The following is a 24,589-nucleotide window of genomic DNA, read 5'->3' as shown; positions in this document are numbered from 1 at the left end:
TCACCGTGGCGCAGGACCTGATCGCGCAGGCCCGGGCTTGGCTGGCCGAGGACCCCGACGCGGAGACCCGGGACGAGCTGGCCCGGATCATCGAGGCTGGGGACACCGCGGAGCTGGGCGCCCGGTTCGCCGGGACGCTGCAGTTCGGCACCGCCGGTCTGCGCGGGGAGCTCGGGGCCGGGCCGATGCGGATGAACCGCGTCGTCGTCGTCCGCGCGGCGGCCGGCCTGGCCGCCTACCTCAAGGCCCAGGGCCACGCGGGCGGCCTGGTCGTCATCGGCTACGACGCCCGCCACAAGTCGGCGGACTTCGCCCGTGACACGGCCGCCGTCATGACCGGCGCCGGGCTTCGGGCCGCGCTGCTGCCCCGCCCGCTGCCCACGCCCGTGCTCGCGTTCGCGATCCGGCACCTGGGCGCCGTCGCCGGTGTCGAGGTCACCGCGAGCCACAACCCGCCGCGCGACAACGGCTACAAGGTCTACCTCGGCGACGGCTCCCAGATCGTGCCCCCGGCCGACGCAGGGATCGCCGCGGAGATCGAGGCGGTCGGCAGCATCCACCACCTGCCACGCCCCGAAAGCGGCTGGGAGACGCTCGGGGACGAGGTCCTGGAGGCGTATCTGGAGCGCACGGACGCCGTCCTGAGCCCACACTCCCCGCGGACGGCCCGTGTGGTCCACACGGCCCTGCACGGCGTCGGCAAGGACGTGGTCCTGGCGGCCTGGGAGCGGGCCGGATTCCCCGCCCCCGTGCTCGTCGACGAGCAGGCCGAACCGGACCCCGACTTCCCCACGGTCGCCTTCCCCAACCCGGAGGAGCCGGGCGCGATGGACCTCGCGTTCGCCAAGGCGCGCGAGGTCGGGCCCGACCTCGTCGTCGCCAACGACCCCGACGCCGACCGCTGCGCGGTCGCGGTCCCCGACGACACCGCGGACGGCGGCTGGCGCATGCTCCGCGGCGACGAGGTCGGCGCGCTGCTCGGCGCCCACCTCGTCCACAAGGGCGTGTCGGCGAAGGACGCGAACAGCACGTTCGCCACGTCCATCGTGTCGTCGTCGCTGCTGGGCCGGATCGCCGCGGCGGCGGGGCTCGGCTACGAGGAAACCCTGACCGGCTTCAAGTGGATCTCCCGGGCGGAGGGCCTGCGGTACGGCTACGAGGAGGCGCTCGGCTACTGCGTCGACCCGGACGGCGTGCGCGACAAGGACGGCATCACCGCCGCGCTGCTCGTCGCCGAACTGGCCTCGGAGCTCAAGGCCCAGGGCCGTACCCTCACGGACCTGCTGGACGACCTCGCCGTCGCCCACGGTCTGCACGCCACCGACCAGCTTTCGGTGCGCGTGGAGGACCTGGACGTCATCGCCGAGGCCATGCGCAGGCTGCGCGAGAAGCCGCCCGCTGCGCTGGCCGGACTGCGGGTGGTGTCGGCCGAGGACCTGTCGAAGGGCACCGAGTCGCTGCCGCCCACGGACGGTCTGCGCTACCACCTCGAGGGCGAGTACGACGCCCGCGTCATCGTCCGCCCGAGCGGCACCGAGCCCAAGCTGAAGTGCTACCTGGAGGTCGTGGTCCCGGTCGGCGGGCCGAGCGAGCTGTCCGCCGCGCGCGCCCGCGCGGCGGAGGTCCTCGCGGCCGTCAAGCGGGACCTGGCGGAGGCCGCCGGGATCTGAGGGCACGTCGGGCCCGAACCACCGCCCGCGTCCGGCCACGGCCGGGCGCGGGCGCAGTCTTCTTGCGGGTGATTTCCGTACGGCAACCGACCTACCGGCCCGTGCCCCTCCGTGCCCTGCGGGCGAAGGTGGCCCCGGTAGCGCCCGCCGAATCACCGGAGCCCCCGTGCCCCCGACCGCAACCCACCACGCCACCGTCCCCGCCTCCCGCCGGGCACCCGGCTCGGGAGGCGGCGCCGTACCCGGCGGGGAGAGCAGGCTGCTCCATGCGCTGAACCGGGCCGCCCCGGCACTGCTCGGCTATCTCGCGGTGCGGTTGACGGGGCTCCTGGTGCTCGCACGGTGGGCCCATCTCAAGGGCGAGAGCCTCTGGCCGACCCTGGCCGCTTCCTGGGACTCCCACTGGTACCTGGGGATCGCCGACCACGGCTACCACCACGAGCTCGGTCCCACCCTGAACACCAACAACCTGGCGTTCTTCCCGCTCTATCCGGTGCTGGTGAAGGCGGTCGCGGCGGTGACCCCGGGCAGCCGCGCGTCGGTTGCCCTGGCGATCGCGGTGGTGGCGTCCGTCGCCGCGGCGTGGGGCATCTTCGCGGTCGGCGAGCGGCTGCACGGGTGGCGCACCGGGACCGTGCTGACGGTGCTGTGGGGCGCGATGCCCGTCGCCGTCGTGCAGTGGATGGGCTACACCGAATCGCTCTTCACGGCGCTCGTGGCCTGGTCGCTGTACGCGGCGCTCACCGGACGCTGGCTGTGGGCCGGCTGGCTGGCGGCCCTGGCCGGGCTCACCAGGCCGACCGGCGTCGCGATCGCCGCGGCGGTGACGGTGGCCGGGCTGGCGGCGTTCGTCCGCGGGCGCGGACGGCGTGCGCTCGCGGGCGCGCTGATCGCCCCGCTGGGATGGTGCGGCTACGTGGCCTGGGTGGCGCTCCGCCTCGGGCGCTGGGACGGCTACTTCGCGGTCCAGCAGCGGTGGACCAACGTGTGGGACGGCGGGAAGGCGACGCTGGATGAGCTCACACAGCAACTCGCGTACGACGCCGACCCGCAGCTGCTCATGCTGCTCGTCTCGGTCGTGCTGGTGCTGGCCACCGGGCTGTTCCTGCTCTGTCTCGCCGACCGGCAGCCGCTGGTGCTGCTCGTGTTCACGGGTGTGCTGCTGCTGATCGTCCTCGGCAGCGGTGGCGTCTACTTCCCCCGCGCCCGGTTCCTGCTGCCCGCGTTCCCGCTGCTGCTGCCCGCCGCGGTCGCGCTGGCTCGGGCGCGCAGGGCGGCGGCGCTGCTGGTCCTGGGCGGGGCGGTGCTGTCCTCGGCGTGGCTGGGCGGGCATCTGCTGCTGGTGTGGCAGGGGCCGCCGTGACGGCCGCGGCCGTGCCCGCACCCGGCGGGCCCGGGCCGGCGCCCGGGAGGTCCGGCCGCCCGCCGGCGGGGACCGCGCCGGATCAGCCGACGGCGAGCAGGACCACCAGGGCGAGCGCACCCACGACGACGGGGCCGGCGATCTCGTACGCCCAGCGCACCTGGGGTTCGCCCTTGGCGGTCGGGCGGTGCGCGGCCTGCTCGGACAGCTCCCGCAGTTCGGCGATGGTCCGGTCGCCGGGCGCCACGTGCGACGCACCGCCGGCCGGGGCGCCTCCCGGCCCGAGGCGGGAGGAGTCGCCCGCGGCGGCCCTCGACCGGCGGCGGGCGGCCGTCTTGCGCTGCCGCAGCGACACCGGCACGGCCCACAGCTGGTACTTCGCGCCGTCCTCGGTGAAGACCTCGCTGGAGTACGCGGCGCGCACGTCCGAGACCGTCTGCCAGGGCAGCACGATGGTGCGGAAGGGGTTCCTGATGCGGAGCCGGTCGTCGTTGGCGAAGACCGCGGGCCGCAGCGTGAAGGCGACGATCAGCGGTACCAGCACCAGGAGTCCCGCGAGCGCGATCCACGGAGTCAGCCCCTCGCCGCGGACGAGCGCGTCGCCGCCGATCCAGCCGGTGAGCGCGAGCAGCAGCACACCGGCCGCGATGCCGGAAATCGAACGGTAGGCGCGGTCGGCGTAGACCGGCTCGGCGGTCGGCTGCTGGGGGCTCTTCATGCTCCCGATTCTGCCCCATGGGCCCGCGGTGCCCGATGACGAGTCCCGGGTGCCCCCTGTACAGGTTGCTACGCGCGTAGATATGCTGGTCTGGTGACCATGCCCACCATTGCACCTGCATTCGCTGACGTGACCTCGTCCGACAGCGCACTGCGCCGCTTCCTGCACGGGCTGCCCGGGGTCGATCCTGTCGGCCTGGAAGCGCGCGCCGCGTCCCTCGGCACCCGCTCGATCAAGACGACGGCCAAGGCGTACGCCATCGACCTGGCCATCTCGATGATCGACCTGACGACGCTGGAAGGCGCGGACACCCCGGGCAAGGTCCGGGCGCTCGCCGCCAAGGCCGTCCACCCCGATCCGACCGACCGCACCACCCCGACGACGGCCGCCGTCTGCGTCTACCCCGACATGGTGGCCACCGCCAAGGAGGCCCTGGCCGGGGCGGACGTGAAGGTCGCCTCCGTCGCCACCGCCTTCCCCGCGGGCCGCGCCGCCCTCGACGTCAAGCTCGCGGACACCCGTGACGCCGTCGCGGCGGGGGCCGACGAGATCGACATGGTGATCGACCGCGGCGCCTTCCTCGCGGGCGGCTACATGAAGGTCTTCGAGGAGATCCGCGCCGTGAAGGAGGCCTCCGGCCCCGCACGGCTGAAGGTCATCTTCGAGACCGGCGAGCTCTCCACCTACGACAACATCCGCCGCGCCTCCTGGCTCGGCATGATGGCCGGAGCCGACTTCATCAAGACGTCGACCGGCAAGGTCGCCGTCAACGCGACCCCGGCCAACACCCTGCTCATGCTGGAAGCCGTCCGCGACTTCCGCGCGCAGACCGGCGTACAGGTCGGCGTGAAGCCCGCCGGCGGCATCCGCACCAGCAAGGACGCCATCAAGTTCCTGGTGCTCGTCAACGAGACGGCGGGCGAGGACTGGCTGGACAACCACTGGTTCCGGTTCGGCGCGTCCAGCCTGCTGAACGACCTGCTGATGCAGCGCCAGAAGCTGGCGACCGGCCGCTACTCCGGCCCCGACTACGTGACGGTGGACTGAGACCCCATGACCATGGACAAGCATTCTCTCTTCGAGTACGCACCCGCACCCGAGTCGCGGTCGGTCGTCGACATCGCCCCCTCGTACGGCCTCTTCATCGACGGCGAGTTCACCGACGCCGCCGACGGCAAGGTCTTCAAGACCGTGTCCCCCTCCAGCGAGGAGGTCCTGTCCGAGGTCGCCCAGGCGGGCTCCGAGGACGTCGACCGTGCGGTGAAGGCCGCGCGCAAGGCGTTCGAGAAGTGGTCCGCCCTGCCGGGCTCGGAGCGCGCCAAGTACCTGTTCCGCATCGCCCGGATCATCCAGGAGCGCTCGCGCGAGCTCGCCGTGCTGGAGACCCTGGACAACGGAAAGCCGATCAAGGAGACCCGCGACGCGGACCTCCCGCTGGTCGCGGCGCACTTCTTCTACTACGCGGGCTGGGCCGACAAGCTGGGCCACGCGGGGTACGGACCCGACCCGCGGCCGCTCGGCGTCGCCGGCCAGGTCATCCCGTGGAACTTCCCGCTGCTGATGCTGGCGTGGAAGATCGCCCCGGCGCTCGCCACCGGCAACACCGTGGTGCTCAAGCCCGCCGAGACCACCCCGCTGTCCGCACTCTTCTTCGCCGACATCTGCCGCCAGGCGGGGCTGCCCAAGGGCGTCGTCAACATCGTCCCCGGCTACGGCGACGCGGGCGCCGCGCTCGTCGCGCACCCGGACGTGAACAAGGTGGCCTTCACCGGTTCCACCGCCGTCGGCAAGGCCATCGCCCGCGAGGTGGCCGGCACGGACAAGAAGCTCACGCTGGAGCTGGGCGGCAAGGGCGCCAACATCGTCTTCGACGACGCCCCGATCGACCAGGCCGTCGAGGGCATCGTCGGCGGCATCTTCTTCAACCAGGGCCAGGTCTGCTGCGCCGGTTCCCGGCTCCTCGTCCAGGAGTCGATCCAGGACGAGCTGCTGGACTCCCTCAAGCGGCGGCTGTCGACGCTGCGCCTCGGCGACCCGCTGGACAAGAACACCGACATCGGCGCCATCAACTCGGCCGAGCAGCTGGCCCGGATCACGGCCCTCGCCGAGACCGGTGAGGCCGAGGGCGCCGAGCGCTGGACTGCGCCGTGCGAACTGCCTTCGTCCGGCTACTGGTTCGCCCCGACGCTGTTCACGAACGTCACCCAGGCCCACACCATCGCCCGTGACGAGATCTTCGGCCCGGTGCTGTCGGTGCTGACGTTCCGCACCCCGGACGAGGCCGTCGCCAAGGCCAACAACAGCCAGTACGGCCTGTCGGCGGGCATCTGGACGGAGAAGGGCTCCCGCATCCTCGCGGTGGCGAACAAGCTCCGTGCCGGTGTCGTGTGGGCCAACACCTTCAACAAGTTCGACCCGACCTCGCCCTTCGGCGGATACAAGGAGTCGGGCTTCGGCCGCGAGGGCGGTCGCCACGGTCTGGAGGCCTACCTCGATGTCTGAGTCGACGCGTCTGTCCGTCTTCAAGACCTACAAGCTGTACGTCGGGGGCAAGTTCCCCCGCAGTGAGAGCGGCCGGGTGTACGAGGTGACCACAGCGACATCAGCCGCCGGCGCGGGGGGCAAGGGCAAGTGGCTGGCCAACGCGCCCCTCTCCTCCCGCAAGGACGCCCGTGACGCGGTGGTCGCGGCGCGCAAGGCGTTCGGCGGCTGGTCGGGCGCCACGGCGTACAACCGGGGCCAGATCCTCTACCGCGTCGCCGAGATGCTGGAGGGCCGCCGCGGGCAGTTCGTCCGCGAGGTCGGCGAGGCCGAGGGCCTGTCGAAGTCCAAGGCGGGCGCGGTCGTGGACGCGGCGATCGACCGCTGGGTCTGGTACGCGGGCTGGACGGACAAGATCGGCCAGGTCGTGGGCGGGGCGAACCCGGTCGCCGGCCCGTACTTCAACCTGTCGACGCCCGAACCGACCGGTGTCGTCACCGTCCTCGCCCCGCAGGAGTCGTCCTTCCTCGGGCTGGTCTCGGTGATCGCCCCCGTGATCGCGACGGGCAACACGGTCGTGGTCGTCGCCTCGGAGCGCGCCCCGCTGCCGGCGCTGTCCCTCGGCGAGGTGCTGGCCACGTCCGACCTCCCCGGCGGAGTCGTGAACGTCCTCTCCGGCCGCACGGCGGAGATCTCCGCCCCGCTGGCCGCGCACCAGGACGTCAACGCGATCGACCTGACCGGCGCCGATGCGCAGCTCGCCAAGGAGCTCGAGGTCGCCGCCGCGGACAACCTCAAGCGGGTGCTGCGGCCCCGCGCCGAGGACTGGACGGCCGAGCCCGGCACGGACCGGCTGACGTCGTTCCTGGAGACCAAGACGGTCTGGCACCCGACGGGTTCGCTGGGGGCCTCCGGCTCCGCGTACTGACGCCTGCCACCGGCCGCGGGAGGCCGGTGTGCCGAACGGGCCCGCGGGGATGCTCCCCGCGGGCCCGTCGCCGTACCCCGCCCTCAGCCCGGGATGAGCCCGCCGAGCAGCGGGCCGGCGACCGGGACCTCGCGCGGGCTGCCCAGGGAGCCGGTGACGTGCCGGGTGTTGAGCGCCTTGAAGTCGGCGACCTGCGTGCCGACGCCGTTGTCGAGCGGATCCACACCGGTGTGCGCGAGCGGGTTCAGCGGGACGCTCTCGACGGGGGCTCCGACGTACCCGACGGTGTCCGCGAGGGCGTTCACGGTCTCGGAGCCGTGGCCGTCCGCGTGCGCCGCCTGGGCCGGTGCCGCCCCGGCGCCGAGCGCCGCGCCCAGCGCGGTGACGGTCAGCCCGGCCGCCCTGAGGAATTTCGTGCCTGCCATGGGAATCCTGCCTCCAGAAGTAACCGATCGACGACGCAGCGTAGTTGCGATGTGACGCTCGATACCAACCGGACCTCCAGGGGATCCCCTGCACGGGTCAATGCCTCACACTGGTGTCCCGTGAGTTCCCAACCGCCGCCGATGCGCGTCGTCCTGCTGTCCGGGCCCTCCGGTTCCGGAAAATCGTCCCTCGCCGCCCGCTCCGGCCTCCCGGTGCTGCGCCTCGACGACTTCTACAAGGAGGGTGACGACCCGACGCTCCCGCTGATGGCGGGCACGGCGGCCGTCGACTGGGACTCCCCCGCCTCCTGGGACGCCGACGCCGCGGTCGGCGCCGTCGCCGAACTGTGCCGCACGGGACGGACGACGGTCCCCGTGTACGACATCGCCACCAGCTCCCGGACCGGCCGCGAGACCGTCGACATCTCCAGCGCCACGCTGTTCGTCGCGGAGGGCATCTTCGCCGCGGACATCGTGGACCGCTGCCGGGAACTCGGCATCCTCGCGGACGCCCTGTGCCTGCGTGGACGCCCCTCGACCACCTTCCGCCGCCGGCTCGTGCGCGATCTGCGCGAGGGGCGCAAGTCCGTGCCCTTCCTCGTCCGGCGCGGCTGGCGCCTGATGCGCGCCGAGCGCGGCATCGTCGCCCGCCAGACGGCGCTCGGCGCCCACGCCTGCGGCACGGACGAGGCCCTGGGCCGCCTCGCCGCCGCTGCCGCGGGGCACTGCCACCGCGCGCCGGCGACGGAAGCGGTGTAGGCGGCCCGAAGAGCGAACTCCCGTCCACCGGCGCGGGCCCGGCCTCGCGGAAACGGAGCCCGGCGCGGGCCCCGGTGGGGACGCGCGGCTGCTCGGGCGCGGCCCCCGGGCACAACCGCACGACCCCGCTCCGGACGAGCACACGCCGCACGATCCGGCCCTCCTGGCCAGGGCGCCCGCCGCCCGGCCCGCGACCCGCTCCGGACCCGGCAACGCCTCCGGCCCCGGCCCTCCTTGGCCGTCCGCGCACACGCGAAGCGGGACCGTACAAGACCCCCGGTCCTGTACGGCCCCGCTTCGTCTCCCCCGTGGATCCCCCGTGGTCCCCCGTGGTCCCCCCGTACCGCCTTCAGGCCACCAGCTCGCCGAAGGACTCCTCCTCGTCACGGCCGAAGCTGAGGGCGTCGTCCTCGCGCATCCGGCGCAGGGAGCGCCAGATGCTCGACTTCACCGTGCCGACACTGATGTCGAGGATCTCCGCGATCTCCGGGTCCGTGCGGCCCTCGTAGTAGCGCAGCACCAGCATCGTGCGCTGCAGCTCGGGCAGCCGTGCCAGGGCCTGCCACAGGACCGCCCGCAGCTCCGTGCCGCGCATCGCGTCCGTGTCGCCGGCCGTCTCGGGCAGCTCCTCGGTCGGGTACTCGTCGATCTTGCGCCGGCGCCAGGCGCTGATGTGCAGGTTCGTCATCGTCCGGCGCAGGTAGCCGCCGACCGCCGCCTTGTCGCTGATCCGGTCCCACGCCCGGTAGGTGGAGAACAGCGCGCTCTGCAGCAGGTCCTCCGCCTCGTAGCGGTCGCCGGTCAGGTGGTAAGCCGTCGCGTACAGGGAGGCGCGGCGCTCCTGGACGTAGGCGGTGAACGCCGCTTCGGCGTCCGCCCGCTCCCCCGTGACGCTCCGCTCCCCCGCGGCCTCCCCGTACGCGCTTCCCCCGTGGCCCCCCTCGACCCTGACGTCGACGACGGTCATGCAGGACGTGCGTCCCTGGTCCGCCGGCGACGGCCTGTGCTGGCGCCCGGCGCCGCGAACGCACCCCCGTCCGTTCACGGCGCCGGACTTCTCGGTGTTCCGCACGACGTCGTGGAGACGCATGACAACTGCGCTTGAAGAGGTGCTGTGCAGTGCGTTCATCTCGCGCCCCCCGTCGGTAGGAGTCCGTTCGTGCCTTGTGGAGAAGACTCTGCCCGGGTGACTTCACGCCGCTGTCCGCCGACTGTCACAGGCCTGTCACAGGGCCCCGTGTCCCTGGCGGGACGGGCCGTGGCGGTCCAGCGGTCGAACTGTCGGGGCCGCATGGGCCAGAATGACCTCCGTGCCTTTCCTGTTGCTGATCGAGGACGACGACGCCATCCGCACGGCCCTCGAACTCTCGCTGTCACGCCAGGGCCACCGTGTGGCCACCGCGGCGACGGGCGAGGACGGCCTGAAACTGCTGCGTGAGCAGCGGCCGGACCTGATCGTGCTGGATGTGATGCTGCCCGGCATCGACGGTTTCGAGGTGTGCCGGCGGATCAGGCGCACGGACCAGCTGCCGATCATCCTGCTGACCGCCCGGAGCGACGACATCGACGTCGTGGTCGGCCTGGAGTCGGGCGCCGACGACTACGTGGTCAAACCGGTGCAGGGGCGGGTGCTCGACGCCCGGATCCGCGCCGTGCTGCGGCGTGGTGAGCGCGAGTCCACGGACTCCGCGACCTTCGGCTCGCTGGTGATCGACCGCTCCGCGATGACGGTCACCAAGAACGGCGAGGACCTGCAGCTCACGCCGACCGAGCTGCGTCTCCTGCTGGAGCTGAGCCGCCGGCCCGGCCAGGCCCTCTCGCGCCAGCAGCTGCTGCGCCTCGTGTGGGAGCACGACTACCTGGGCGACTCCCGTCTCGTGGACGCGTGTGTCCAGCGGTTGCGGGCGAAGGTGGAGGACGTCCCGTCCTCGCCGACGCTGATCCGCACGGTCAGAGGCGTGGGCTACCGGCTGGACACGCCTCAGTGAGCGGTGCCGCAAAGAGGGCCATACTGGCGGGACTTGGCTGGACCAGTCTCAGACTGCGCCTCGTCGTCGTGTTCGGCATGGTCGCGCTGACCGCCGCCGTGTCCGCGTCCGGCATCGCGTACTGGCTGAACCGCGAGGCCGTGCTGACCCGTACGCAGGACGCGGCGCTGGGCGACTTCCGCCAGCAGATGCAGAACCGTGCCGCGTCGCTGCCGGCGCGGCCGACGGAGAGCGAACTCCAGACGACCGCCGAGCAGATGGCGGGCGGCACGGCCGGCTACAGCGTCCTGCTGCTCGGGGAGCGGGCGGCCGGCAAGCCGATCGTCGGCGCCTCCGACCCGGACCTCTTCACGCTCGACGACGTACCCGCGCAGCTGCGGGACGCGGTGAACGAGCAGCCGCATCTGTTCTGGGTGCGCACCCAGCGCGGCAACACGCCCTATCTGGTCGCCGGTACGCGCATCGTCGGCGGAGGGCCCACCGGCTATCTGTTCAAGTCGCTCGACCAGGAGCGCCAGGACCTGAACTCGCTCGCGTGGTCGCTGGGTATCGCCACGGCCCTGGCCCTGGCCGGCTCGGCGCTGCTGGCGCAGGCGGCCGCGACGACCGTGCTCAAGCCGGTCCAGCGGCTCGGGCAGGCGGCGCGGCAGCTCGGCGAGGGCAAGCTGGACACCCGGCTCCAGGTGTCCGGCACGGACGAACTGGCCGATCTGTCGCGGACCTTCAACAACGCGGCGGAGTCGCTGGAGAAGAAGATGGCGGACATGAGCGCGCGGGAGGAGTCCAGCCGCCGCTTCGTCGCCGACATGTCGCACGAGCTGCGCACGCCGCTCACCGCGCTCACCGCCGTGACGGAGATCCTGGAGGGCGAGCAGGACACCCTCGACCCGATGATCGCCCCGGCCGTGGAGCTGGTGGTGAGCGAGACGCGACGGCTGAACGACCTGGTGGAGAATCTGATGGAGGTGACCCGCTTCGACGCGGGCACGGCCCGGCTGGTCCTGGACGACGTCGACGTCGCCGACCAGGTCACCGCCTGCATCGACGCCCGGGCCTGGCTCGACGCCGTGGAACTGGACGCGGAGCGCGGCATCATGGCCCGCCTCGACCCGCGCCGCCTCGACGTCATACTGGCGAATCTGATCGGCAACGCCCTGAAGCACGGCGGCTCGCCGGTCCGGGTGGCGGTGCGGACGGAGGGCGAGGAGCTGGTCATCGAGGTACGGGACCACGGTCCCGGCATCCCGGAGGAGGTCCTGCCGCACGTCTTCGACCGGTTCTACAAGGCGAGCGCCTCGCGGCCGCGGTCCGAGGGCAGCGGCCTGGGACTGTCCATCGCGATGGAGAACGCCCTCATCCACGGCGGCGGCATCACCGCGGCCAACTCGACGGACGGCGACGGCGGTGCGGTGTTCGTGCTGCGGCTGCCGCGCGACGCCTCCGGCATCTCCCCGGAGGGCCACGGGCGTCCCGGCCAGGAGCGCGACACCGAGCAGGGAGAGGCGGGCGACGCGCGGTGAGCCGAGTACGTGGGTCACGCCGGTCCCCCGTGCCGGACGCGCCGGCGGGCGCCGGTGGCAACGCGGCCGGGACGGAGCACGGCACCTCGCGTCCGGGGGCGCGTCGGGCGGTCGCCGCCCTGGCCGGTGCCATCGCCCTGGCGGCGGCCGTCAGCGGCTGCGGCATCAGGACGACCACGGTGCCGGTCGACGCCGGCCCGGCGCCCTCCCGGGTGCCGTGCACGCTCTCCGGCAAGGAGACCGCCACCCAGACGCAGCCGCAGATGCCGGTGCGGGTGTACCTGGTGTGCGCGTCGGCGCTGGAGGCGGTGGACCGTACCGTTCCGATCTCCGAGGGGCGGACCGGCAACCGGGTGCGGATCGCCCAGGCGCTCCTCGGCGAGCTGCTGGAGGAACCGTCGGAGACCGAGCGGGAGGCCGGGTTCGCCACCCTCGTACGAGGGCCGCTGACCGTCTCCCCGCCGCGTGACGGCGACCCCGCCGGCACGCTGCGGCTGAGCCGTCAGCCCGAGGACCTGCCGCCGGCGGCACTGGCACAGGTCGTGTGCACGCTCGCGGAGAGCGAGGTGGCGACCGGGAGCGGCACGGTGGTGCTCGCGGGTCCCGGCGAGTACGCGCCCCGCGGCTACCGCTGCACGGACTCGGTCAAGCAGCGTCCCGACACGGCCCTGCCGACCGCGGGCCCGACGCCCTCGCCGGCCGCTTCCTGACGGGGCTCGGCAGCCGTTCCGCGACGCGGACGCGGCCGGTGCGGAACCGATCCCGCCGGTCGTCGCGTCTTGGGGTGCGTGCAGCGTCAAGGTTCGGGCGGCAGTGCCGCCATCCGCTTCCGCGTCGCAGGAGGCGTCCTCCTGCTCGCACATCTCGCTCTCGTGGCGTGGCTGACGCTCCGCCCGCTGGATGTGCCGTGGGTGACGGCGGCGAACCTGGAACCGCTGGCGGGCATCAAGGCCGACCTCGCGGCGGGCCCGGTACGGGCGGCCCGCCGGATCGGCGAGGGAATGCTGCTCCTGGCTCCGCTCGGGATACTGCTCCCGATGGCGGGCGGCAGGCTCGCCGTCTCCCCCTGGGCCTCACTGGCACGTACGGTCGCGGCCGGTGCGCTGCTGTCCCTGGGCATCGAACTGCTCCAGACCGCGGTGCCGGGCCGGGTCGCCGACGTGGACTCGCTGCTGCTCAACACGGCCGGGGTGGCGCTGGCCCATCTCCTCGTCGTGCCCGCCGGACGGGCCCGGCTGCGGCGCGGGGGCTCCGGACGGCGGCCGGCAGGCCCTGGGAAGGAGCGGGGGCCCCTGCTCCGGGAGGACGCTCCTCAGGGGCCCACCCCGACGATTCCCAGGGTCGGGATCGCCCCCTAGAGCGACGCTTGTTCCGCTTGTTCCCGGTGAAGATGGAGTCATCGGGAGCCCGACGGAGCGGCTCCCCGGAAGGACTCGTGAAGGAGCCCGCCATGGCCGCACTTGCCCGCCCTCGTGACGGACGCATGATCGGCGGTGTGTGCGCAGCGCTGGCACGGCGCTTCGGCACCTCCGCGACCACGATGCGCGTGATCTTCCTGGCGTCCTGCCTGCTGCCCGGCCCGCAGATCCTGCTGTACCTGGCGCTGTGGCTGCTGCTGCCGACGGAGAAGACCACGTCCACCGCCTGGTGACGACCGCCGCGACCAGCGCGACCAGCGCACAGGGGCGCGCACCCGGATGTCCGGGTGCGCGCCCCTCGTCGTCGGCGCTCGCGCCGTCGGGCGTCCCTCGTCACCGGACGCCGTGCGCCCTGGTCACATGGGCAGCGGCAGGCCGTTCAGGGGCAGGCCGTTCAGCGGCAGGCCACTGAGCGGCAGACCGCCCAGGAGGCCGCCGACGGGGGCGGGTGCGGGGGCGGGCAGGATCCTGGGACCGGACTGCTGGGCGAGCTCCTCGACGGCGGGCAGCACGGTCGGCTGGACGGCGGAGAGCGCGTCCACCGGCGTGCCGACGTCGGGGAGGGACGTCGCGGCCGACGCGGAACCGGCGGCGGCAGCGGCAAAGGCGGCGCCGAGAGCGGCGACACCGAGGGTCTTGGCAGCAGCTTGCTTCATCAGGTGTGTTTCCTTGGGGAGGGGAAATTGCACGGCTTTGCAAGCTAGCCAGCGCCTCCGCGGCCCCGCAAACACCCGGAGGAGGGAAAAAGACCGGGATTTGACACTCCCGGCCGGTTCCCCCCCTCCCGCGCCTCAGCCCTTCTTCGCGGCGGAACCGCTGGTCGCGGCGGTCTGCTGGAAAAGCCACTCGGATTTCAGTTCGGCGTATCCGGGCTTGATGACGTCGCTGATCATCGCGAGCCGCTCATCAAAAGGAATGAACGCCGACTTCATCGCATTGACCGTGAACCACTGCATGTCGTCGAGCGTGTAGCCGAACGTCTCGGTCAGCAGCTCGAATTCACGACTCATACTCGTGTTGCTCATCAGCCGGTTGTCCGTGTTGACGGTGGCCCTGAAGTGCAGCCGGCGCAGCAGCCCGATGGGGTGCTCCGCGTACGAGGACGCGGCACCGGTCTGCAGATTGGAGGTCGGGCACAGCTCGAGCGGGATCCGCTTGTCCCGGACGTACGCGGCGAGCCGCCCCAGCTTCACGCTGCCGTCGGCGGCGACGTCGATGTCGTCGATGATGCGGACGCCGTGACCGAGCCGGTCGGCGCCGCACCACTGGAGGGCCTGCCAGATGGACGGCAGCCCGAATCCCTCGCCGGCGTGGATCGTGAAGTGGTTGTTCTCCCGCTTGAGGTACTCGAACGCGTCGAGGTGGCGGGTGGGCGGGTAACCCGCCTCGGCACCCGCGATGTCGAAGCCGACGACGCCCGAGTCCCGGTAGCGGTTGGCGAGTTCGGCGATCTCCAGCGCCCGGGCGGCGTGCCGCATGGCGGTCAGAAGGGCGCCGACCCGGATGCGGTGGCCGTTGGCCCGGGCCCGGCGCTCGCCCTCCCGGAAGCCCTCGTTCACCGCCTCGACGACCTCTTCGAGGGTCAGCCCCGACTCGAGGTGCTGCTCCGGCGCGTACCTCACCTCGGCGTACACGACGCCGTCCTCGGCGAGGTCCTCGGCACACTCGACCGCGACGCGCTTGAGCGCCTCCCGGGTCTGCATGACGGCACAGGTGTGCGCGAACGTCTCCAGGTAGCGCTCCAACGAGCCGGAGTCGGCGGCCTCGTGGAACCAGATGCCGAGCTTGTCCGGCTCGGTCTCGGGCAGGGCGTCGTAGCCGACGGCACGGGCGAGGTCGATGACCGTGCCGGGGCGCAGCCCGCCGTCGAGGTGGTCGTGCAGAAGAACCTTCGGGGCGCGGCGGATCTGGTCCGTGGTCGGCCCCTGGTGCCCGGGGGCGCTTCCCCGGGAGGACGCGTGGGGTGTCTGGCTCGTCATCTCCGCACTCTAATCCCTACGCGCGTAGAAGGCAGCTGCACGAATCACCTGTCGATACGTAACAGTGACCGTGCGGACGGGTGGAGTACACCTGTCCTTCTGAGACTGTTCTGCCATGGCACACCACGCACTGCCCCGGTGGTGGGGGCGCATGGCGGGCGCGGCGGGGTCGGCCCGTGCCGGGCTCGAGGGGAACGCGGCGCGAGGGGAAGGGCACGGCGGCGCCGCCGTGCGGGCCAGGCTGGGCCGCGCCGTCCGGCCCTCCGGAGAGACGGCGGACGGGGTCGTCACCGGAGTGGTCCTGGTGCTTCCGGACGGTGAGCCCGCTTCGGCACGCGGCCCCTCCACGGTCTCCCACGCCTCCGCGCTGCCGCTGGCGCGCTCCCTCGCCCGTGCGGGCCGGGCGGACGGTCTCGTCGCGCACGTCGTGCGCTACCGCGGGCGCGGCTGGAACGGCCCGGACGCCCGGCTCGCGGCGGATGCGTCCTGGGCCGTGGAAGAGGCGGTCCGCCGTTACGGCGACGTCCCCGTGTGCCTGGCAGGGCAGGGCATGGGAGGCCGCGCGGCCCTGCACGCGGCAGGGCACGACGCCGTCAACTCCGTTCTGGCGCTTGCCCCTTGGCTGCCCGAGGACGATGTCGCCGCGCAACCCGAACCGGTGAAGCAGCTCGTGGGCCGCCAGGTCCTCATCGTGCACGGCACGAACGACGCCAGAAGCGATCCGGAGCTGTCGTACCGGCTGGCGGTGCGGGCGAAGAAGACGAACCGGGACACGTGCCGGTTCGAGGTCCATTCGGACGGCCACGCCCTGCGCCAGTACCAGGACGAAGTCCAGGCGCTGGCCGCGGACTTCGTCCTCGGCTCCCTGTTCTCGCGCTCGTACGCCCGGCCCGTCGCCGACGCGCTCGCCGCACCCCCGCCGCTCGGGCTCCGCATGCCCCTGGCCGCCGGCTTCGGGCGGGCGCTGCGTCACTGACGGTACGGGTGTGCCGTGCCGGGGCTCCGAGGCAGGCGCCCCGGCAGACGGTGCGCGCCCGTCCGTACGACCGCGCCCCGGGCGCCCGGCTCAGTCCGGCAGCAGGTTCCCCCGGCGCGACAGCAGGAACCTCTTGAACGCCGCAACCGGCGGCGTGTCCACGTGACCGTCCAGCCATGCCACGCCCACCTCCCGGATCGCCCGCGGCGCCGTCACCGTCAGCTCGACCACCCCCGGGCGCGGCACCGCCGGCGGCGGCAGGAGGGCCACCCCCAGGCCCGCGGCGACCAGTCCGCGGAGCGTCTCCGCCTCCTCGCCCTCGAAGGCGACCCTGGGCGAGAAGCCCGCCTCGGCGCACAGCGCGTCGGTGATGCGGCGCAGCCCGTAGCCCGGTTCGAGGGTCACGAAGGTCTCGTCCGCCGCCTCGGCCAGCCGGATCCGCTTGCGGGTGGCGAGCCGGTGGTCGTCGGGCACGACGAGCCGCAGCCGCTGTTCGTCGAGGCGCCGGGCGACGAGGTCCGGCGCGTCCGGGACCGGCGAGGTGAGGCAGAGGTCGAGTTCGCCGGCGCGGAGCCGCTCGATCATCGCCTCGCCGTAGTTCTGCACGAGCGTGAAGCGGATGCGGGGATGGTCGACGCGGAACGCCCGGATCAGCTCGGGCACGGTCTCGGAGCCCATGGTGTGCAGGAAGCCGAAGGCGACCTTGCCCCCTGAGGGGTCGGCGTCGGCGCGTACCGACTCCGCCGCCCGCTCGACCTCGGCGAGGGCCCGCTCCACCGAGACGAGGAAGTCGCGGCCGGCCGGCGTCAGCGACACGGTGCGGCCCTTGCGGGTGAACAGCGTGACCCCCAGGTCCTGTTCGAGTCGGACCATCGCGCGCGAGAGCGTCGACTGGGGCACGCCGAGCTCCTGCGCGGCCCTCGTCACATGCTCGTGCCGGGCGACCCCGGCGAAGTACGCGAGGCGCGGCGCGAGGAGCATTCGCATGTCTTCTTCGTAACTGCTCGGTGACAGGCGACCCTGTGAGCTGTAGTCATGCGCCATGGGAACGATTAAAGCCGTTCCATGCATTGGACGCATCAAAAAGGAATGCCTACCTTCGACGTATGCCTTCCGCAAGTACCGGGGCACCCACCACCGTGGGTGCCCTCTCCTCGCCGTCCCCCGAACCCACCTCGTCGCGGCTCGCTCCCGGAGTCCCCGGCTACCGGCGGATGAGCTTCGCGCTCTTCACCGCGGGCGTCGCCACCTTCGCCCTCCTCTACTCCACCCAGGCCCTGCTGCCCGCCGTGTCCGACGACTTCGGGGTGACCGCGAGCGCGGCCAGCTGGACGGTCTCCGCGGCCACCGGGGCCCTCGCCCTGTGCGTACTGCCGCTGAGCGCGCTGTCCGAGCGGTTCGGCAGGGTGCGGCTGATGACGGTGTCCCTGGTGGTGGCGACGGTCCTGGGGCTGCTGGTGCCGTTCGCGCCCGGCCCGGAGTGGCTGGTGGCGCTGCGTGCGGTGCAGGGCGCGGCACTGGCCGGCATCCCCGCCTCGGCGATGGCGTACCTGGCTGAGGAGGTGCGCCCGAAGGCACTGGTCGCGGCCATCGGGCTGTTCGTCGCCGGCAACAGCATCGGCGGGATGAGCGGACGGATCGTGACCGGCTGGGTCGCGCAGCTGTGGGGCTGGCGGGCGGCGCTCGCCGCGGTCGGCCTGATGGCGGTGGTCTGCACCGTGGCGTTCCGGCTGCTGCTGCCGAAGGCGCGGAACTTCACGCCCGGTTCGCTGAACCCGAGCGCGCTGGCGCGCACCGTCCGGGGTCATCTCTCGGACCCGCTGCTGATGCGGCTGTACGGGATCGGCGCGCTGTTCATGACGGTCTTCGGCGCGGTCTACACCGTGATCGGCTACCGCCTCGTCGGCGCCCCGTTCGGCCTTCCCCAGGGCGTCGTCGGCTCCGTCTTCCTGGTCTACCTGGTCGGCACGGTCTCGTCCGCGGCGGCCGGCAGTCTCGTGGGCAGGCTCGGCCGGCGCGGAGCGCTGTACCTCGCGGTCGGTACGACGACGGCGGGTCTGCTGCTGTCGCTGGCCGACTCGCTGACTGCGGTGCTGGCGGGCCTGGTGCTGATCACGGCGGGCTTCTTCGCGGGGCACGCGGTGGCCTCCTCCTCGGTCAGCCGTACCGCGACGACGGGCCGCGCCCAGGCCTCGGCCCTGTACCAGTCGGCGTACTACCTGGGCAGCAGCGCGGGCGGCACGCTCGGCGCGGTCGCCTTCCACTCCGGCGGCTGGGCGGGCACGGTCCTGCTGGGGCTGCTGGCGGTGCTCGGCGTCGTGTCGATCACGCTGTACGGGTCGTACGCGGCCCGTGCGCGGGAACGCCGGCCGGTGCTCTCTGCGGCGGGAGTTCGCCACTGAGGCCACTGTGACGGCGGTCCCGGAAATCCGCCGAATCCGTCCCCTCCTCCCTACAACCGCCGCTCCCCCCTGCGCGTCCATAGGTCAAGGCAACCGCACCGGGCGTACAGGGGAGTTGGTGACCATGGGCCGCGCAGGACACTGGGGGACCATACGGAGACGGGGTGGTGCCGCCCTCGGCATCACCGGGCTGGTCGTGCCGCTGAGCCTCGCGCTCGGCGCCGCGCCGGCCCAGGCGGCGTCGTGCACGACGTCGACCGGGCCGTACCAGAAGCAGGTCGAGAAGTTCATGGGCCTGAAGGTCGACGGGCGGCAGTCGCCGTCCGACTGCAAGGCGATCCAGACCTTCCAGCGCTGGCACGGGATCACCCCGACCATCGGCTATGCGGGCACGGTCACCTGGCGCACGATGAACACGATCCTGGCCCAGCGGGCGGCGGGCACGACCCCGAACAAGGCCGGCACGTGCCCGACGAACAAGGGGCGCATCGCCTGTGTCGACCTGACCCGGCAGCTGAGCTGGATCCAGGACGGCTCGAAGCTCAAGTACGGGCCGGTGCCGGTGCGCACCGGGCGGAACGGCGCCGAGACCCGCACGGGCGCGAAGCGCGTCTACTACCGCAGCACCAACCACTGGTCGACGATCTACAAGGTGTGGATGCCGTACTCGCAGTTCTTCGACGGCGGACAGGCGTTCCACTCGGTGACCAAGAGCATGTACAACCCGCCGGGCTCGGGTGGCTGCGTCAACATGCGGTCCGCTGACGCCAAAGCGTATTGGAACCTGCTCAAGAACGGGGACGACGTGTACGTCTACGGCCGCAAGCCGGGAACCTGACCCCCGTTGTCAGTCCCCTCCTGTAGCGTCCGAAGGGCTGGTGCGGACGGCGACAGGGGCGGACCCATGGGTGATCTGGCATCGACGCAGGACCTCGAGTCCCGGCTGGAGGGCTATCGGACGGAGCTCACCGGTTACTGCTACCGCATGCTCGGCTCGGCCTTCGAGGCGGAGGACGCGGTCCAGGACACGATGGTGCGGGCCTGGAAGAGCTTCGAGAAGTTCGAGGGAAGATCCTCGCTGCGTTCGTGGCTGTACCGCATCGCCACGAACGTGTGCCTGGACATGCTCAACGCGGGCAACCGCCGCGCCCGCCCGATGGACCTGACCGCCGCCACCCCGGTGGCCCGGGCCCAGCTCACCGCCCGTCCGGAGATCACCTGGCTGGAGCCGGTGCCGGACGGGCGGGTGCTGCCGTCGGTGGCCGACCCGGCGGACACGACGGTGGAGCGCGAGTCGATCAGGCTCGCGTTCGTCGCGGCGCTGCAGCACCTGCCGCCGAAGCAGCGCGCGGTGCTGATCCTGCGGGAGGTGCTGGCGTGGAAGGCCGCCGAGGTGGCCGAGCTGCTGGGCACGTCCGTCGCCTCGGTCAACAGCGCGCTCCAGCGGGCCCGTGCCACGCTCGCCGAGTACGACCCATCGGCCTCCGATCCGGCGGACCCGCTCGACGAGGAGCAGCAGAAGCTGCTGGAGCGCTACGTCGCCGCCTTCGAGGGGTACGACATGCAGGCTCTGACGGCGCTGCTGCGCGAGGACGCGACGATGTCCATGCCGCCGTACGACCTGTGGCTGCGGGGCCACGACGACATCGTGGGCTGGATGCTCGGCGTCGGCGAGGTGTGCCGCGGCTCGAAGCTGGTCCCCACGGTCGCCAACGGCTCGCCGGCGTTCGCCCAGTACCACCCGAGCCAGGACGGCGAGGGGTACGAGCCCTGGGCGCTGATCGTCCTGGAGGTCGCCGACGGCCGGATCGGCGCGATGGACTTCTTCCTGGACACCAAGCGCTGGTTCCCGCTGTTCGGGCTGCCGGAGCGGCTCAGCGCCGGGGGCTGACCGGCGACGGCCGGTCAGGGTCGTCGTCACCCAGCCCGACGAGGGAGAGCAGGGCGAGCAGCTCGGGACCCGCGTTCACGAGCCGCAGCTCCCGGCCCAGCCTCCGGGCGGTCAGCCGCAGCCGGACGACGGCGTTGACGGCCGTCAGATCGGCGACGGCCAGCAGGCCCGCGTCGCACACGACGTCCCGGCCGGTGCCGTCACCGGCGGCCTGTCTCCGCAGCCGGGCGCACAACAGCGGCACATCGGCCGGGGTGATCCGGCCGATGAGCTCCACGACGATCGGCTGCCGAGTGCTGTCCACACGAGAAGAGACCGCGCCCGCGACGACAACTCATCGGATCGGCGCGGTCACTTCCCGCGTGGGGCGCGCGCGCACGGGAGGCCGGGCGGGACGTCAGCCGACAGGACGCCCGTGTCGATCGTGAGGGCGAAGGGGCGGGGATGCGGAGCCCTTCCCCGTACTCCACCGTGTCGAGCTCGCGGTACATGGCGTTCTTGGGCTGCCCGTACAGGGTCGCCGTGGGCCGTCCGGAGTGCCCGCTGTCGAGCAGCAGGTGCAAAGGCACTCCGGCTGTCGCGTAGCCGTGCAGCTTCTCGATCCGATCGTGATCGGCGTCGGACTTCGAGGTGATCTCGACGACGAGCAGGGCGGCCGCAGCCGGCATGTAGTGACCGGGTTCGTCAGAGCTGCCGCTGGACCCGCTGGGCGGCGCTGTTGCGGCTGTTCGCAGGCGTGGGTGACACGGTGACGATCCCCTCGATGATCTCCACCTTGCAGCCCTCGGGTACGTCCGTCTCCTCCCAGAAACGGACGAGGTCCCGCTCCTGGCCGTGAGGGGCCGGTGGGTCGACGCTGAGTGCGCTCATGGCGGTCTCCGCCGTCGGTGCGTCACCGGGTCCAGCATGCCGAACGGGACCGGCGGCCCAGCACCGATCCCGTTCGCCCGAAGGAAGTCACCGGGCTCTTGCCCGCGCCCGCATCGTCAGGCGATGCGCTCCAGCACCACCGGGGTCGCCTCGTGCGAGGTGCCCGGTGCGGCGATGTCGAAGGAGCCCTCCAGGGACTGCAGGGCGTAGTCGAACTTCTCGGGGGTGTCCGTGTGCAGGGTCATCAGCGGGGTGCCCGCGGTGACCTCGTCGCCGGGCTTGGCGTGGAGCTCGACGCCCGCGCCCGCCTGCACCGGGTCCTCCTTGCGGGCCCGGCCCGCGCCCAGGCGCCAGGCCGCGACACCGACCCCGTAGGCGTCGAGGCGGGTCAGCACGCCGGAGGCGGGAGCCGTGACCACGTGCTGCTCGCGCGCGACCGGGAGAGCGGCGTCCGGGTCGCCGCCCTGTGCGGCGATCATGCGGCGCCAGACGTCCATCGCCGAACCGTCGGCCAGGGCCTTCGCCGGGTCGGCGTCCTTGATGCCGGCCGCGTCGAGCATCTCGCGGGCCAGCGCCAGGGTCAGCTCCACGACGTCCGCCGGGCCGCCGCCCGCCAGCACCTCGACGGACTCGCGGACCTCCAGGGCGTTGCCGGCGGTGAGGCCGAGCGGCGTCGACATGTCGGTGAGCAGCGCGACGGTCTTCACGCCGTGGTCCGTGCCGAGGCCGACCATGGTGGAGGCGAGCTCCCGGGCGTCCTCGATGCTCTTCATGAAGGCGCCGGAGCCGACCTTGACGTCCAGCACGAGCGAGCCCGTGCCCTCGGCGATCTTCTTGGACATGATCGAGGAGGCGATCAGCGGGATGGCCTCGACCGTGCCGGTGACGTCGCGCAGGGCGTAGAGCTTCTTGTCGGCGGGGGCGAGCCCGTCGCCCGCGGCGCAGATGACCGCGCCGGTGGTGTCGAGCACCCGCAGCATCTCCTCGTTGGACAGCAGCGCCTGCCAGCCGGGGATGGACTCCAGCTTGTCGAGCGTGCCGCCGGTGTGGCCGAGACCGCGGCCGGAGAGCTGCGGCACGGCTGCGCCGCAGGCGGCGACCAGCGGGGCCAGCGGGAGCGTGATCTTGTCACCGACTCCGCCCGTGGAGTGCTTGTCGGCGGTCGGGCGCGACAGCGACGAGAAGTCCATGCGCTCGCCGGACGCGATCATCGCGGCGGTCCAGCGGGCGATCTCCGTCCGGTTCATGCCGTTCAGCAGGATCGCCATCGCCAGGGCCGACATCTGCTCGTCGGCGACCTCGCCGCGCGTGTACGCGTCGATGACCCAGTCGATCTGCTCGGGAGTGAGTTCGCCTCGGTCGCGCTTGGTGCGGATGACGGAGATGGCGTCCATGTGCTTGGGGTCCTTCCGGGTGCGAACCAGGTGGTGCGAAAAATGGCGCGGCCCCTCCGCCGGAGCAGCGGAGGGACCGCCAGGATGATGGCCCCGCGGGGCCTAGCCGAGCTTCTCCGGGCCGAGCTTCTCCGGGCCGAAGGCCAGGGGCAGCATCTCGGAGAGGGGCAGGATGCCCGCCTCGGTCTCCAGCAGCAGACCGGGGCCGCCGAACTCGTACAGCAGCTGGCGGCAGCGGCCGCACGGCATCAGCACGTCGCCGTTGCCGTCCACGCAGGTGAAGTGCGTGAGCCGGCCGCCGCCCGAGGCGTGCAGCTGTGAGACGAGTCCGCACTCGGCGCACAGCGACAGCCCGTAGGAGGCGTTCTCGACGTTGCAGCCGGTGATGGTGCGGCCGTCGTCGACGAGGGCGGCCGCACCGACCGGGTAGCCCGAGTACGGGACGTACGCGTGGGACATCGCGTCCCGCGCCGCCTCGCGAAGGGCTTCCCAGTCGACGGCGCCGGCGGCCGGCGCGGGGCCGGGCGTCACTTGCCCTGGCCCTTCTTGTACGGCAGGCCGTCGGCCTTGGGCGGCCGCAGGCGCTGTGCCGACAGGGCGAGCACCAGCAGCGTGGTGACGTACGGCGCGGCGTCCACGAACTGGCTGGGCAGCGCGTCGGTGAGTCCGTACCAGGCGAAGAGCAGACCGGCGACGGCGAGGGAGATCGCGCCCTGCCAGTACTTCTTCTTGTACAGCTGCCAGGCGAGGACGAGCACCAGCAGGATCGCCAGGAGCAGCAGCATGGCGTGGACGTTCTCGGCACCGCCGCGCAGCTTGAGGCTGTCGGTGAAGCCGAACAGTCCGGCGCCCAGCGCCATGCCTCCGGGCATCCAGTTGCCGAAGATCATCGCGGCGAGACCGATGTAGCCGCGGCCGCCGGTCTGACCCTCCTGGTAGATGCCGGTGGAGACGATCACGAGGAACGCTCCGCCGAGTCCGGCCAGCGCGCCGGAGACGATCACGGCGATGTACTTGTACTTGTAGACGTTGACGCCGAGGGTCTCGGCGGCGACGGGGTTCTCACCGCAGGACCGCAGCCGCAGGCCGAAGCCGGTCCGCCACAGGATCCACCAGGTGGCGGGCACGAGCAGCAGCGCGAGGACGGTCAGCAGCGACAGGTTGGTGACCAGGCCGCCGAGCACGCCCGCCAGGTCCGAGACGAAGAACCAGTGCTTGGCCTGGACGTCCCCCAGGGCTTCCGAGAGCCCCGGAACGGTGATCTCGGTGATCGGGTCGATGCGCGGGGACTGCTTCGACGAGCCGCCCGGGGCCTCGGCGAAGGTGAAGTTCGACAGGTAGCGGGTGACACCGATGGCGAGGATGTTGATCGCCACACCCGAGACGATGTGGTTCACGTTGAACGTCACCGTCATGATCGCGTGCAGCAGGCCGCCGAGCGCGCCGCCGACGATGCCCATCAGGACACCGGTCCACGGGCCCCACTGGAAGCCGGCCCAGGCACCGAACCAGGTGCCCATGATCATCATGCCTTCGAGGCCGATGTTGACGACACCGGCCCGCTCGGCCCAGAGACCGCCGAGGCCGGCGAGGCCGATCGGAACGGCCAGCTGGAGGGCGCCGGAGACCTGGCCGACCGAGGTCAGGTCGTTGGCGCCGCTGATCACGCGGACCAGGGAGAACAGCGCGAGACCGGCCGCGATGATCAGCAAGATGACCGGCAGGGACAGCGTGGGGCGTCCACCGCCCTTCTTGGGCGCGGTGCTCGTCATCGAGACCGTGCTCGTGGACTCGCTCATGCCGTCCT

27 protein-coding genes are annotated in these 24,589 nt (G+C 72.3%); 15 read left to right on the top strand and 12 right to left on the bottom strand.

Annotated elements, in window-relative coordinates; genetic code table 11:
* The first annotated feature begins 5 nt into the window (after nt 1-5).
* Complete coding sequence (locus BLT82_RS03595) at nt 6-1,670, top strand: phospho-sugar mutase (protein WP_208867684.1); 1,665 nt, start codon at nt 6-8, stop codon at nt 1,668-1,670.
* Nucleotides 1,671-1,836: 166 nt separating this feature from the next.
* A complete protein-coding gene (locus tag BLT82_RS03590; protein ID WP_093652330.1) occupies nt 1,837-3,033 on the top strand; it encodes a hypothetical protein in 1,197 nt (398 codons plus the stop codon).
* Nucleotides 3,034-3,115: 82 nt separating this feature from the next.
* Here BLT82_RS03590 and BLT82_RS03585 read toward each other — a convergent pair whose 3' ends face one another.
* Nucleotides 3,116-3,751, bottom strand: a complete 636-nt coding sequence (locus tag BLT82_RS03585) for a PH domain-containing protein (protein WP_093652329.1) — start codon at nt 3,749-3,751, stop codon at nt 3,116-3,118.
* A 99-nt stretch (nt 3,752-3,850) separates the two neighbouring features.
* Between BLT82_RS03585 and deoC the strand changes: the two genes are divergently transcribed.
* From deoC to BLT82_RS03570, 3 genes are read left to right on the top strand one after another with little or no spacing between them, the layout of a single operon-like run.
* A complete protein-coding gene (gene deoC / locus BLT82_RS03580; protein WP_093652328.1) occupies nt 3,851-4,798 on the top strand; it encodes a deoxyribose-phosphate aldolase in 948 nt (315 codons plus the stop codon).
* 12 nt (nt 4,799-4,810) lie between these two features.
* Nucleotides 4,811-6,253, top strand: coding sequence for an aldehyde dehydrogenase family protein (locus tag BLT82_RS03575; RefSeq protein ID WP_385944382.1), 1,443 nt, complete (start codon nt 4,811-4,813; stop codon nt 6,251-6,253).
* Nucleotides 6,246-7,160 carry an aldehyde dehydrogenase family protein gene (locus BLT82_RS03570; RefSeq protein ID WP_093652326.1) on the top strand — a complete coding sequence of 305 codons (915 nt, stop codon included), beginning with the start codon at nt 6,246-6,248 and terminating at the stop codon, nt 7,158-7,160. Before BLT82_RS03575 ends, BLT82_RS03570 begins: the two co-directional genes overlap by 8 nt.
* 83 nt (nt 7,161-7,243) lie before the next feature.
* Here BLT82_RS03570 and BLT82_RS03565 read toward each other — a convergent pair whose 3' ends face one another.
* The gene (locus BLT82_RS03565) at nt 7,244-7,585 is read right to left on the bottom strand and encodes a hypothetical protein (RefSeq protein WP_093652325.1); all 342 of its coding nucleotides are present in this window, start codon (nt 7,583-7,585) and stop codon (nt 7,244-7,246) included.
* Nucleotides 7,586-7,705: 120 nt separating this feature from the next.
* On the opposite strand from BLT82_RS03565, the gene BLT82_RS03560 reads away from it, so the two are divergent.
* Nucleotides 7,706-8,344, top strand: coding sequence for a hypothetical protein (locus BLT82_RS03560; RefSeq protein WP_244291818.1), 639 nt, complete (start codon nt 7,706-7,708; stop codon nt 8,342-8,344).
* A 349-nt stretch (nt 8,345-8,693) separates the two neighbouring features.
* Here the strand turns inward: BLT82_RS03560 and BLT82_RS03555 are convergent, their stop codons facing one another.
* Nucleotides 8,694-9,473 (bottom strand): SigE family RNA polymerase sigma factor, encoded by a 780-nt coding sequence (locus tag BLT82_RS03555; protein ID WP_093652323.1) that lies wholly within the window; start codon nt 9,471-9,473, stop codon nt 8,694-8,696.
* Nucleotides 9,474-9,654: 181 nt separating this feature from the next.
* Here BLT82_RS03555 and afsQ1 point away from each other — a divergent pair, with 181 nt between their 5' ends.
* The 5 genes from afsQ1 to BLT82_RS03530 all read left to right on the top strand — a co-directional run bounded on the left by afsQ1 (nt 9,655) and on the right by BLT82_RS03530 (nt 13,503).
* Complete coding sequence (gene afsQ1, locus BLT82_RS03550; RefSeq protein WP_026165053.1) at nt 9,655-10,332, top strand: two-component system response regulator AfsQ1; 678 nt, start codon at nt 9,655-9,657, stop codon at nt 10,330-10,332.
* Nucleotides 10,329-11,852, top strand: coding sequence for a sensor histidine kinase (locus BLT82_RS03545; protein ID WP_093652322.1), 1,524 nt, complete (start codon nt 10,329-10,331; stop codon nt 11,850-11,852). Before afsQ1 ends, BLT82_RS03545 begins: the two co-directional genes overlap by 4 nt.
* A gap of 29 nt (nt 11,853-11,881) precedes the next feature.
* The gene (locus tag BLT82_RS03540) at nt 11,882-12,562 is read left to right on the top strand and encodes a hypothetical protein (RefSeq protein WP_244291817.1); all 681 of its coding nucleotides are present in this window, start codon (nt 11,882-11,884) and stop codon (nt 12,560-12,562) included.
* A 78-nt stretch (nt 12,563-12,640) separates the two neighbouring features.
* Nucleotides 12,641-13,210 (top strand): VanZ family protein, encoded by a 570-nt coding sequence (locus BLT82_RS03535; RefSeq protein WP_093652320.1) that lies wholly within the window; start codon nt 12,641-12,643, stop codon nt 13,208-13,210.
* Nucleotides 13,211-13,302: 92 nt separating this feature from the next.
* A complete protein-coding gene (locus BLT82_RS03530) occupies nt 13,303-13,503 on the top strand; it encodes a PspC domain-containing protein (protein ID WP_093652319.1) in 201 nt (66 codons plus the stop codon).
* A gap of 123 nt (nt 13,504-13,626) precedes the next feature.
* Here the strand turns inward: BLT82_RS03530 and BLT82_RS03525 are convergent, their stop codons facing one another.
* Nucleotides 13,627-13,926, bottom strand: coding sequence for a hypothetical protein (locus BLT82_RS03525; protein WP_093652318.1), 300 nt, complete (start codon nt 13,924-13,926; stop codon nt 13,627-13,629).
* 135 nt (nt 13,927-14,061) lie between these two features.
* Entirely contained in the window at nt 14,062-15,249 is a 1,188-nt protein-coding gene (locus tag BLT82_RS03520; RefSeq protein ID WP_093652317.1) for an adenosine deaminase, read from the bottom strand.
* Between the two features lie 151 nt (nt 15,250-15,400).
* Here BLT82_RS03520 and BLT82_RS03515 point away from each other — a divergent pair, with 151 nt between their 5' ends.
* On the top strand, nt 15,401-16,225 hold the full coding sequence (locus BLT82_RS03515) for an alpha/beta fold hydrolase (protein WP_093652316.1): 825 nt from the start codon (nt 15,401-15,403) through the stop codon (nt 16,223-16,225).
* 90 nt (nt 16,226-16,315) lie between these two features.
* Here BLT82_RS03515 and BLT82_RS03510 read toward each other — a convergent pair whose 3' ends face one another.
* Nucleotides 16,316-17,269: a LysR family transcriptional regulator gene (locus BLT82_RS03510; RefSeq protein ID WP_093652315.1), complete on the bottom strand. Its 954-nt coding sequence runs from the start codon at nt 17,267-17,269 to the stop codon at nt 16,316-16,318.
* A 62-nt stretch (nt 17,270-17,331) separates the two neighbouring features.
* Here BLT82_RS03510 and BLT82_RS03505 point away from each other — a divergent pair, with 62 nt between their 5' ends.
* The 3 genes from BLT82_RS03505 to BLT82_RS03495 all read left to right on the top strand — a co-directional run bounded on the left by BLT82_RS03505 (nt 17,332) and on the right by BLT82_RS03495 (nt 20,518).
* Entirely contained in the window at nt 17,332-18,627 is a 1,296-nt protein-coding gene (locus tag BLT82_RS03505; RefSeq protein ID WP_093652314.1) for an MFS transporter, read from the top strand.
* Nucleotides 18,628-18,751: 124 nt separating this feature from the next.
* A complete protein-coding gene (locus tag BLT82_RS03500; RefSeq protein WP_208867682.1) occupies nt 18,752-19,465 on the top strand; it encodes a L,D-transpeptidase family protein in 714 nt (237 codons plus the stop codon).
* A gap of 66 nt (nt 19,466-19,531) precedes the next feature.
* Nucleotides 19,532-20,518 (top strand): sigma-70 family RNA polymerase sigma factor, encoded by a 987-nt coding sequence (locus BLT82_RS03495; protein WP_093652313.1) that lies wholly within the window; start codon nt 19,532-19,534, stop codon nt 20,516-20,518.
* Here BLT82_RS03495 and BLT82_RS03490 read toward each other — a convergent pair.
* The 6 genes from BLT82_RS03490 to BLT82_RS03470 form a co-directional block, all read right to left on the bottom strand.
* Nucleotides 20,502-20,822: an STAS domain-containing protein gene (locus BLT82_RS03490; protein WP_093652312.1), complete on the bottom strand. Its 321-nt coding sequence runs from the start codon at nt 20,820-20,822 to the stop codon at nt 20,502-20,504. The genes BLT82_RS03495 and BLT82_RS03490 overlap by 17 nt on opposite strands.
* Nucleotides 20,719-21,186 (bottom strand): Uma2 family endonuclease, encoded by a 468-nt coding sequence (locus BLT82_RS38650; protein WP_342029394.1) that lies wholly within the window; start codon nt 21,184-21,186, stop codon nt 20,719-20,721. Before BLT82_RS38650 ends, BLT82_RS03490 begins: the two co-directional genes overlap by 104 nt.
* 16 nt (nt 21,187-21,202) lie before the next feature.
* Nucleotides 21,203-21,388 (bottom strand): hypothetical protein, encoded by a 186-nt coding sequence (locus BLT82_RS38645; RefSeq protein WP_342029393.1) that lies wholly within the window; start codon nt 21,386-21,388, stop codon nt 21,203-21,205.
* Nucleotides 21,389-21,504: 116 nt separating this feature from the next.
* Nucleotides 21,505-22,782 (bottom strand): thymidine phosphorylase, encoded by a 1,278-nt coding sequence (locus BLT82_RS03480; protein WP_093652311.1) that lies wholly within the window; start codon nt 22,780-22,782, stop codon nt 21,505-21,507.
* Nucleotides 22,783-22,884: 102 nt separating this feature from the next.
* Nucleotides 22,885-23,313, bottom strand: coding sequence for a cytidine deaminase (locus BLT82_RS03475; RefSeq protein WP_093652310.1), 429 nt, complete (start codon nt 23,311-23,313; stop codon nt 22,885-22,887).
* Nucleotides 23,310-24,581, bottom strand: coding sequence for an ABC transporter permease (locus tag BLT82_RS03470; protein WP_093652309.1), 1,272 nt, complete (start codon nt 24,579-24,581; stop codon nt 23,310-23,312). The genes BLT82_RS03475 and BLT82_RS03470 overlap by 4 nt, the downstream gene beginning before the upstream one ends.
* Between the last annotated feature and the right edge of the window lie 8 nt (nt 24,582-24,589).

Source organism: Streptomyces wuyuanensis (assembly GCF_900103455.1).
Classification (GTDB): Bacteria; Actinomycetota; Actinomycetes; order Streptomycetales; family Streptomycetaceae; genus Streptomyces; species Streptomyces wuyuanensis.
The sequence above is the reverse complement of the archived record's forward strand: the minus strand, read 5'-3'. Positions and strand labels throughout refer to the sequence as shown.

Coding starts and splice junctions, on each gene's coding strand:
- BLT82_RS03585 (WP_093652329.1), bottom strand. CDS start 3,751: ATGAAGAGCCCCCAGCAGCCGACCGCCGAGCCGGTCTACGCCGACCGC.
- deoC (WP_093652328.1), top strand. CDS start 3,851: ATGCCCACCATTGCACCTGCATTCGCTGACGTGACCTCGTCCGACAGC.
- BLT82_RS03575 (WP_385944382.1), top strand. CDS start 4,811: ATGGACAAGCATTCTCTCTTCGAGTACGCACCCGCACCCGAGTCGCGG.
- BLT82_RS03570 (WP_093652326.1), top strand. CDS start 6,246: ATGTCTGAGTCGACGCGTCTGTCCGTCTTCAAGACCTACAAGCTGTAC.
- BLT82_RS03565 (WP_093652325.1), bottom strand. CDS start 7,585: ATGGCAGGCACGAAATTCCTCAGGGCGGCCGGGCTGACCGTCACCGCG.
- BLT82_RS03555 (WP_093652323.1), bottom strand. CDS start 9,473: ATGAACGCACTGCACAGCACCTCTTCAAGCGCAGTTGTCATGCGTCTC.
- BLT82_RS03530 (WP_093652319.1), top strand. CDS start 13,303: ATGGCCGCACTTGCCCGCCCTCGTGACGGACGCATGATCGGCGGTGTG.
- BLT82_RS03525 (WP_093652318.1), bottom strand. CDS start 13,926: ATGAAGCAAGCTGCTGCCAAGACCCTCGGTGTCGCCGCTCTCGGCGCC.
- BLT82_RS03520 (WP_093652317.1), bottom strand. CDS start 15,249: ATGACGAGCCAGACACCCCACGCGTCCTCCCGGGGAAGCGCCCCCGGG.
- BLT82_RS03515 (WP_093652316.1), top strand. CDS start 15,401: ATGGCGGGCGCGGCGGGGTCGGCCCGTGCCGGGCTCGAGGGGAACGCG.
- BLT82_RS03510 (WP_093652315.1), bottom strand. CDS start 17,269: ATGGCGCATGACTACAGCTCACAGGGTCGCCTGTCACCGAGCAGTTAC.
- BLT82_RS03505 (WP_093652314.1), top strand. CDS start 17,332: ATGCCTTCCGCAAGTACCGGGGCACCCACCACCGTGGGTGCCCTCTCC.
- BLT82_RS03500 (WP_208867682.1), top strand. CDS start 18,752: ATGGGCCGCGCAGGACACTGGGGGACCATACGGAGACGGGGTGGTGCC.
- BLT82_RS03495 (WP_093652313.1), top strand. CDS start 19,532: ATGGGTGATCTGGCATCGACGCAGGACCTCGAGTCCCGGCTGGAGGGC.
- BLT82_RS38650 (WP_342029394.1), bottom strand. CDS start 21,186: ATGCCGGCTGCGGCCGCCCTGCTCGTCGTCGAGATCACCTCGAAGTCC.
- BLT82_RS38645 (WP_342029393.1), bottom strand. CDS start 21,388: ATGAGCGCACTCAGCGTCGACCCACCGGCCCCTCACGGCCAGGAGCGG.
- BLT82_RS03480 (WP_093652311.1), bottom strand. CDS start 22,782: ATGGACGCCATCTCCGTCATCCGCACCAAGCGCGACCGAGGCGAACTC.
- BLT82_RS03470 (WP_093652309.1), bottom strand. CDS start 24,581: ATGAGCGAGTCCACGAGCACGGTCTCGATGACGAGCACCGCGCCCAAG.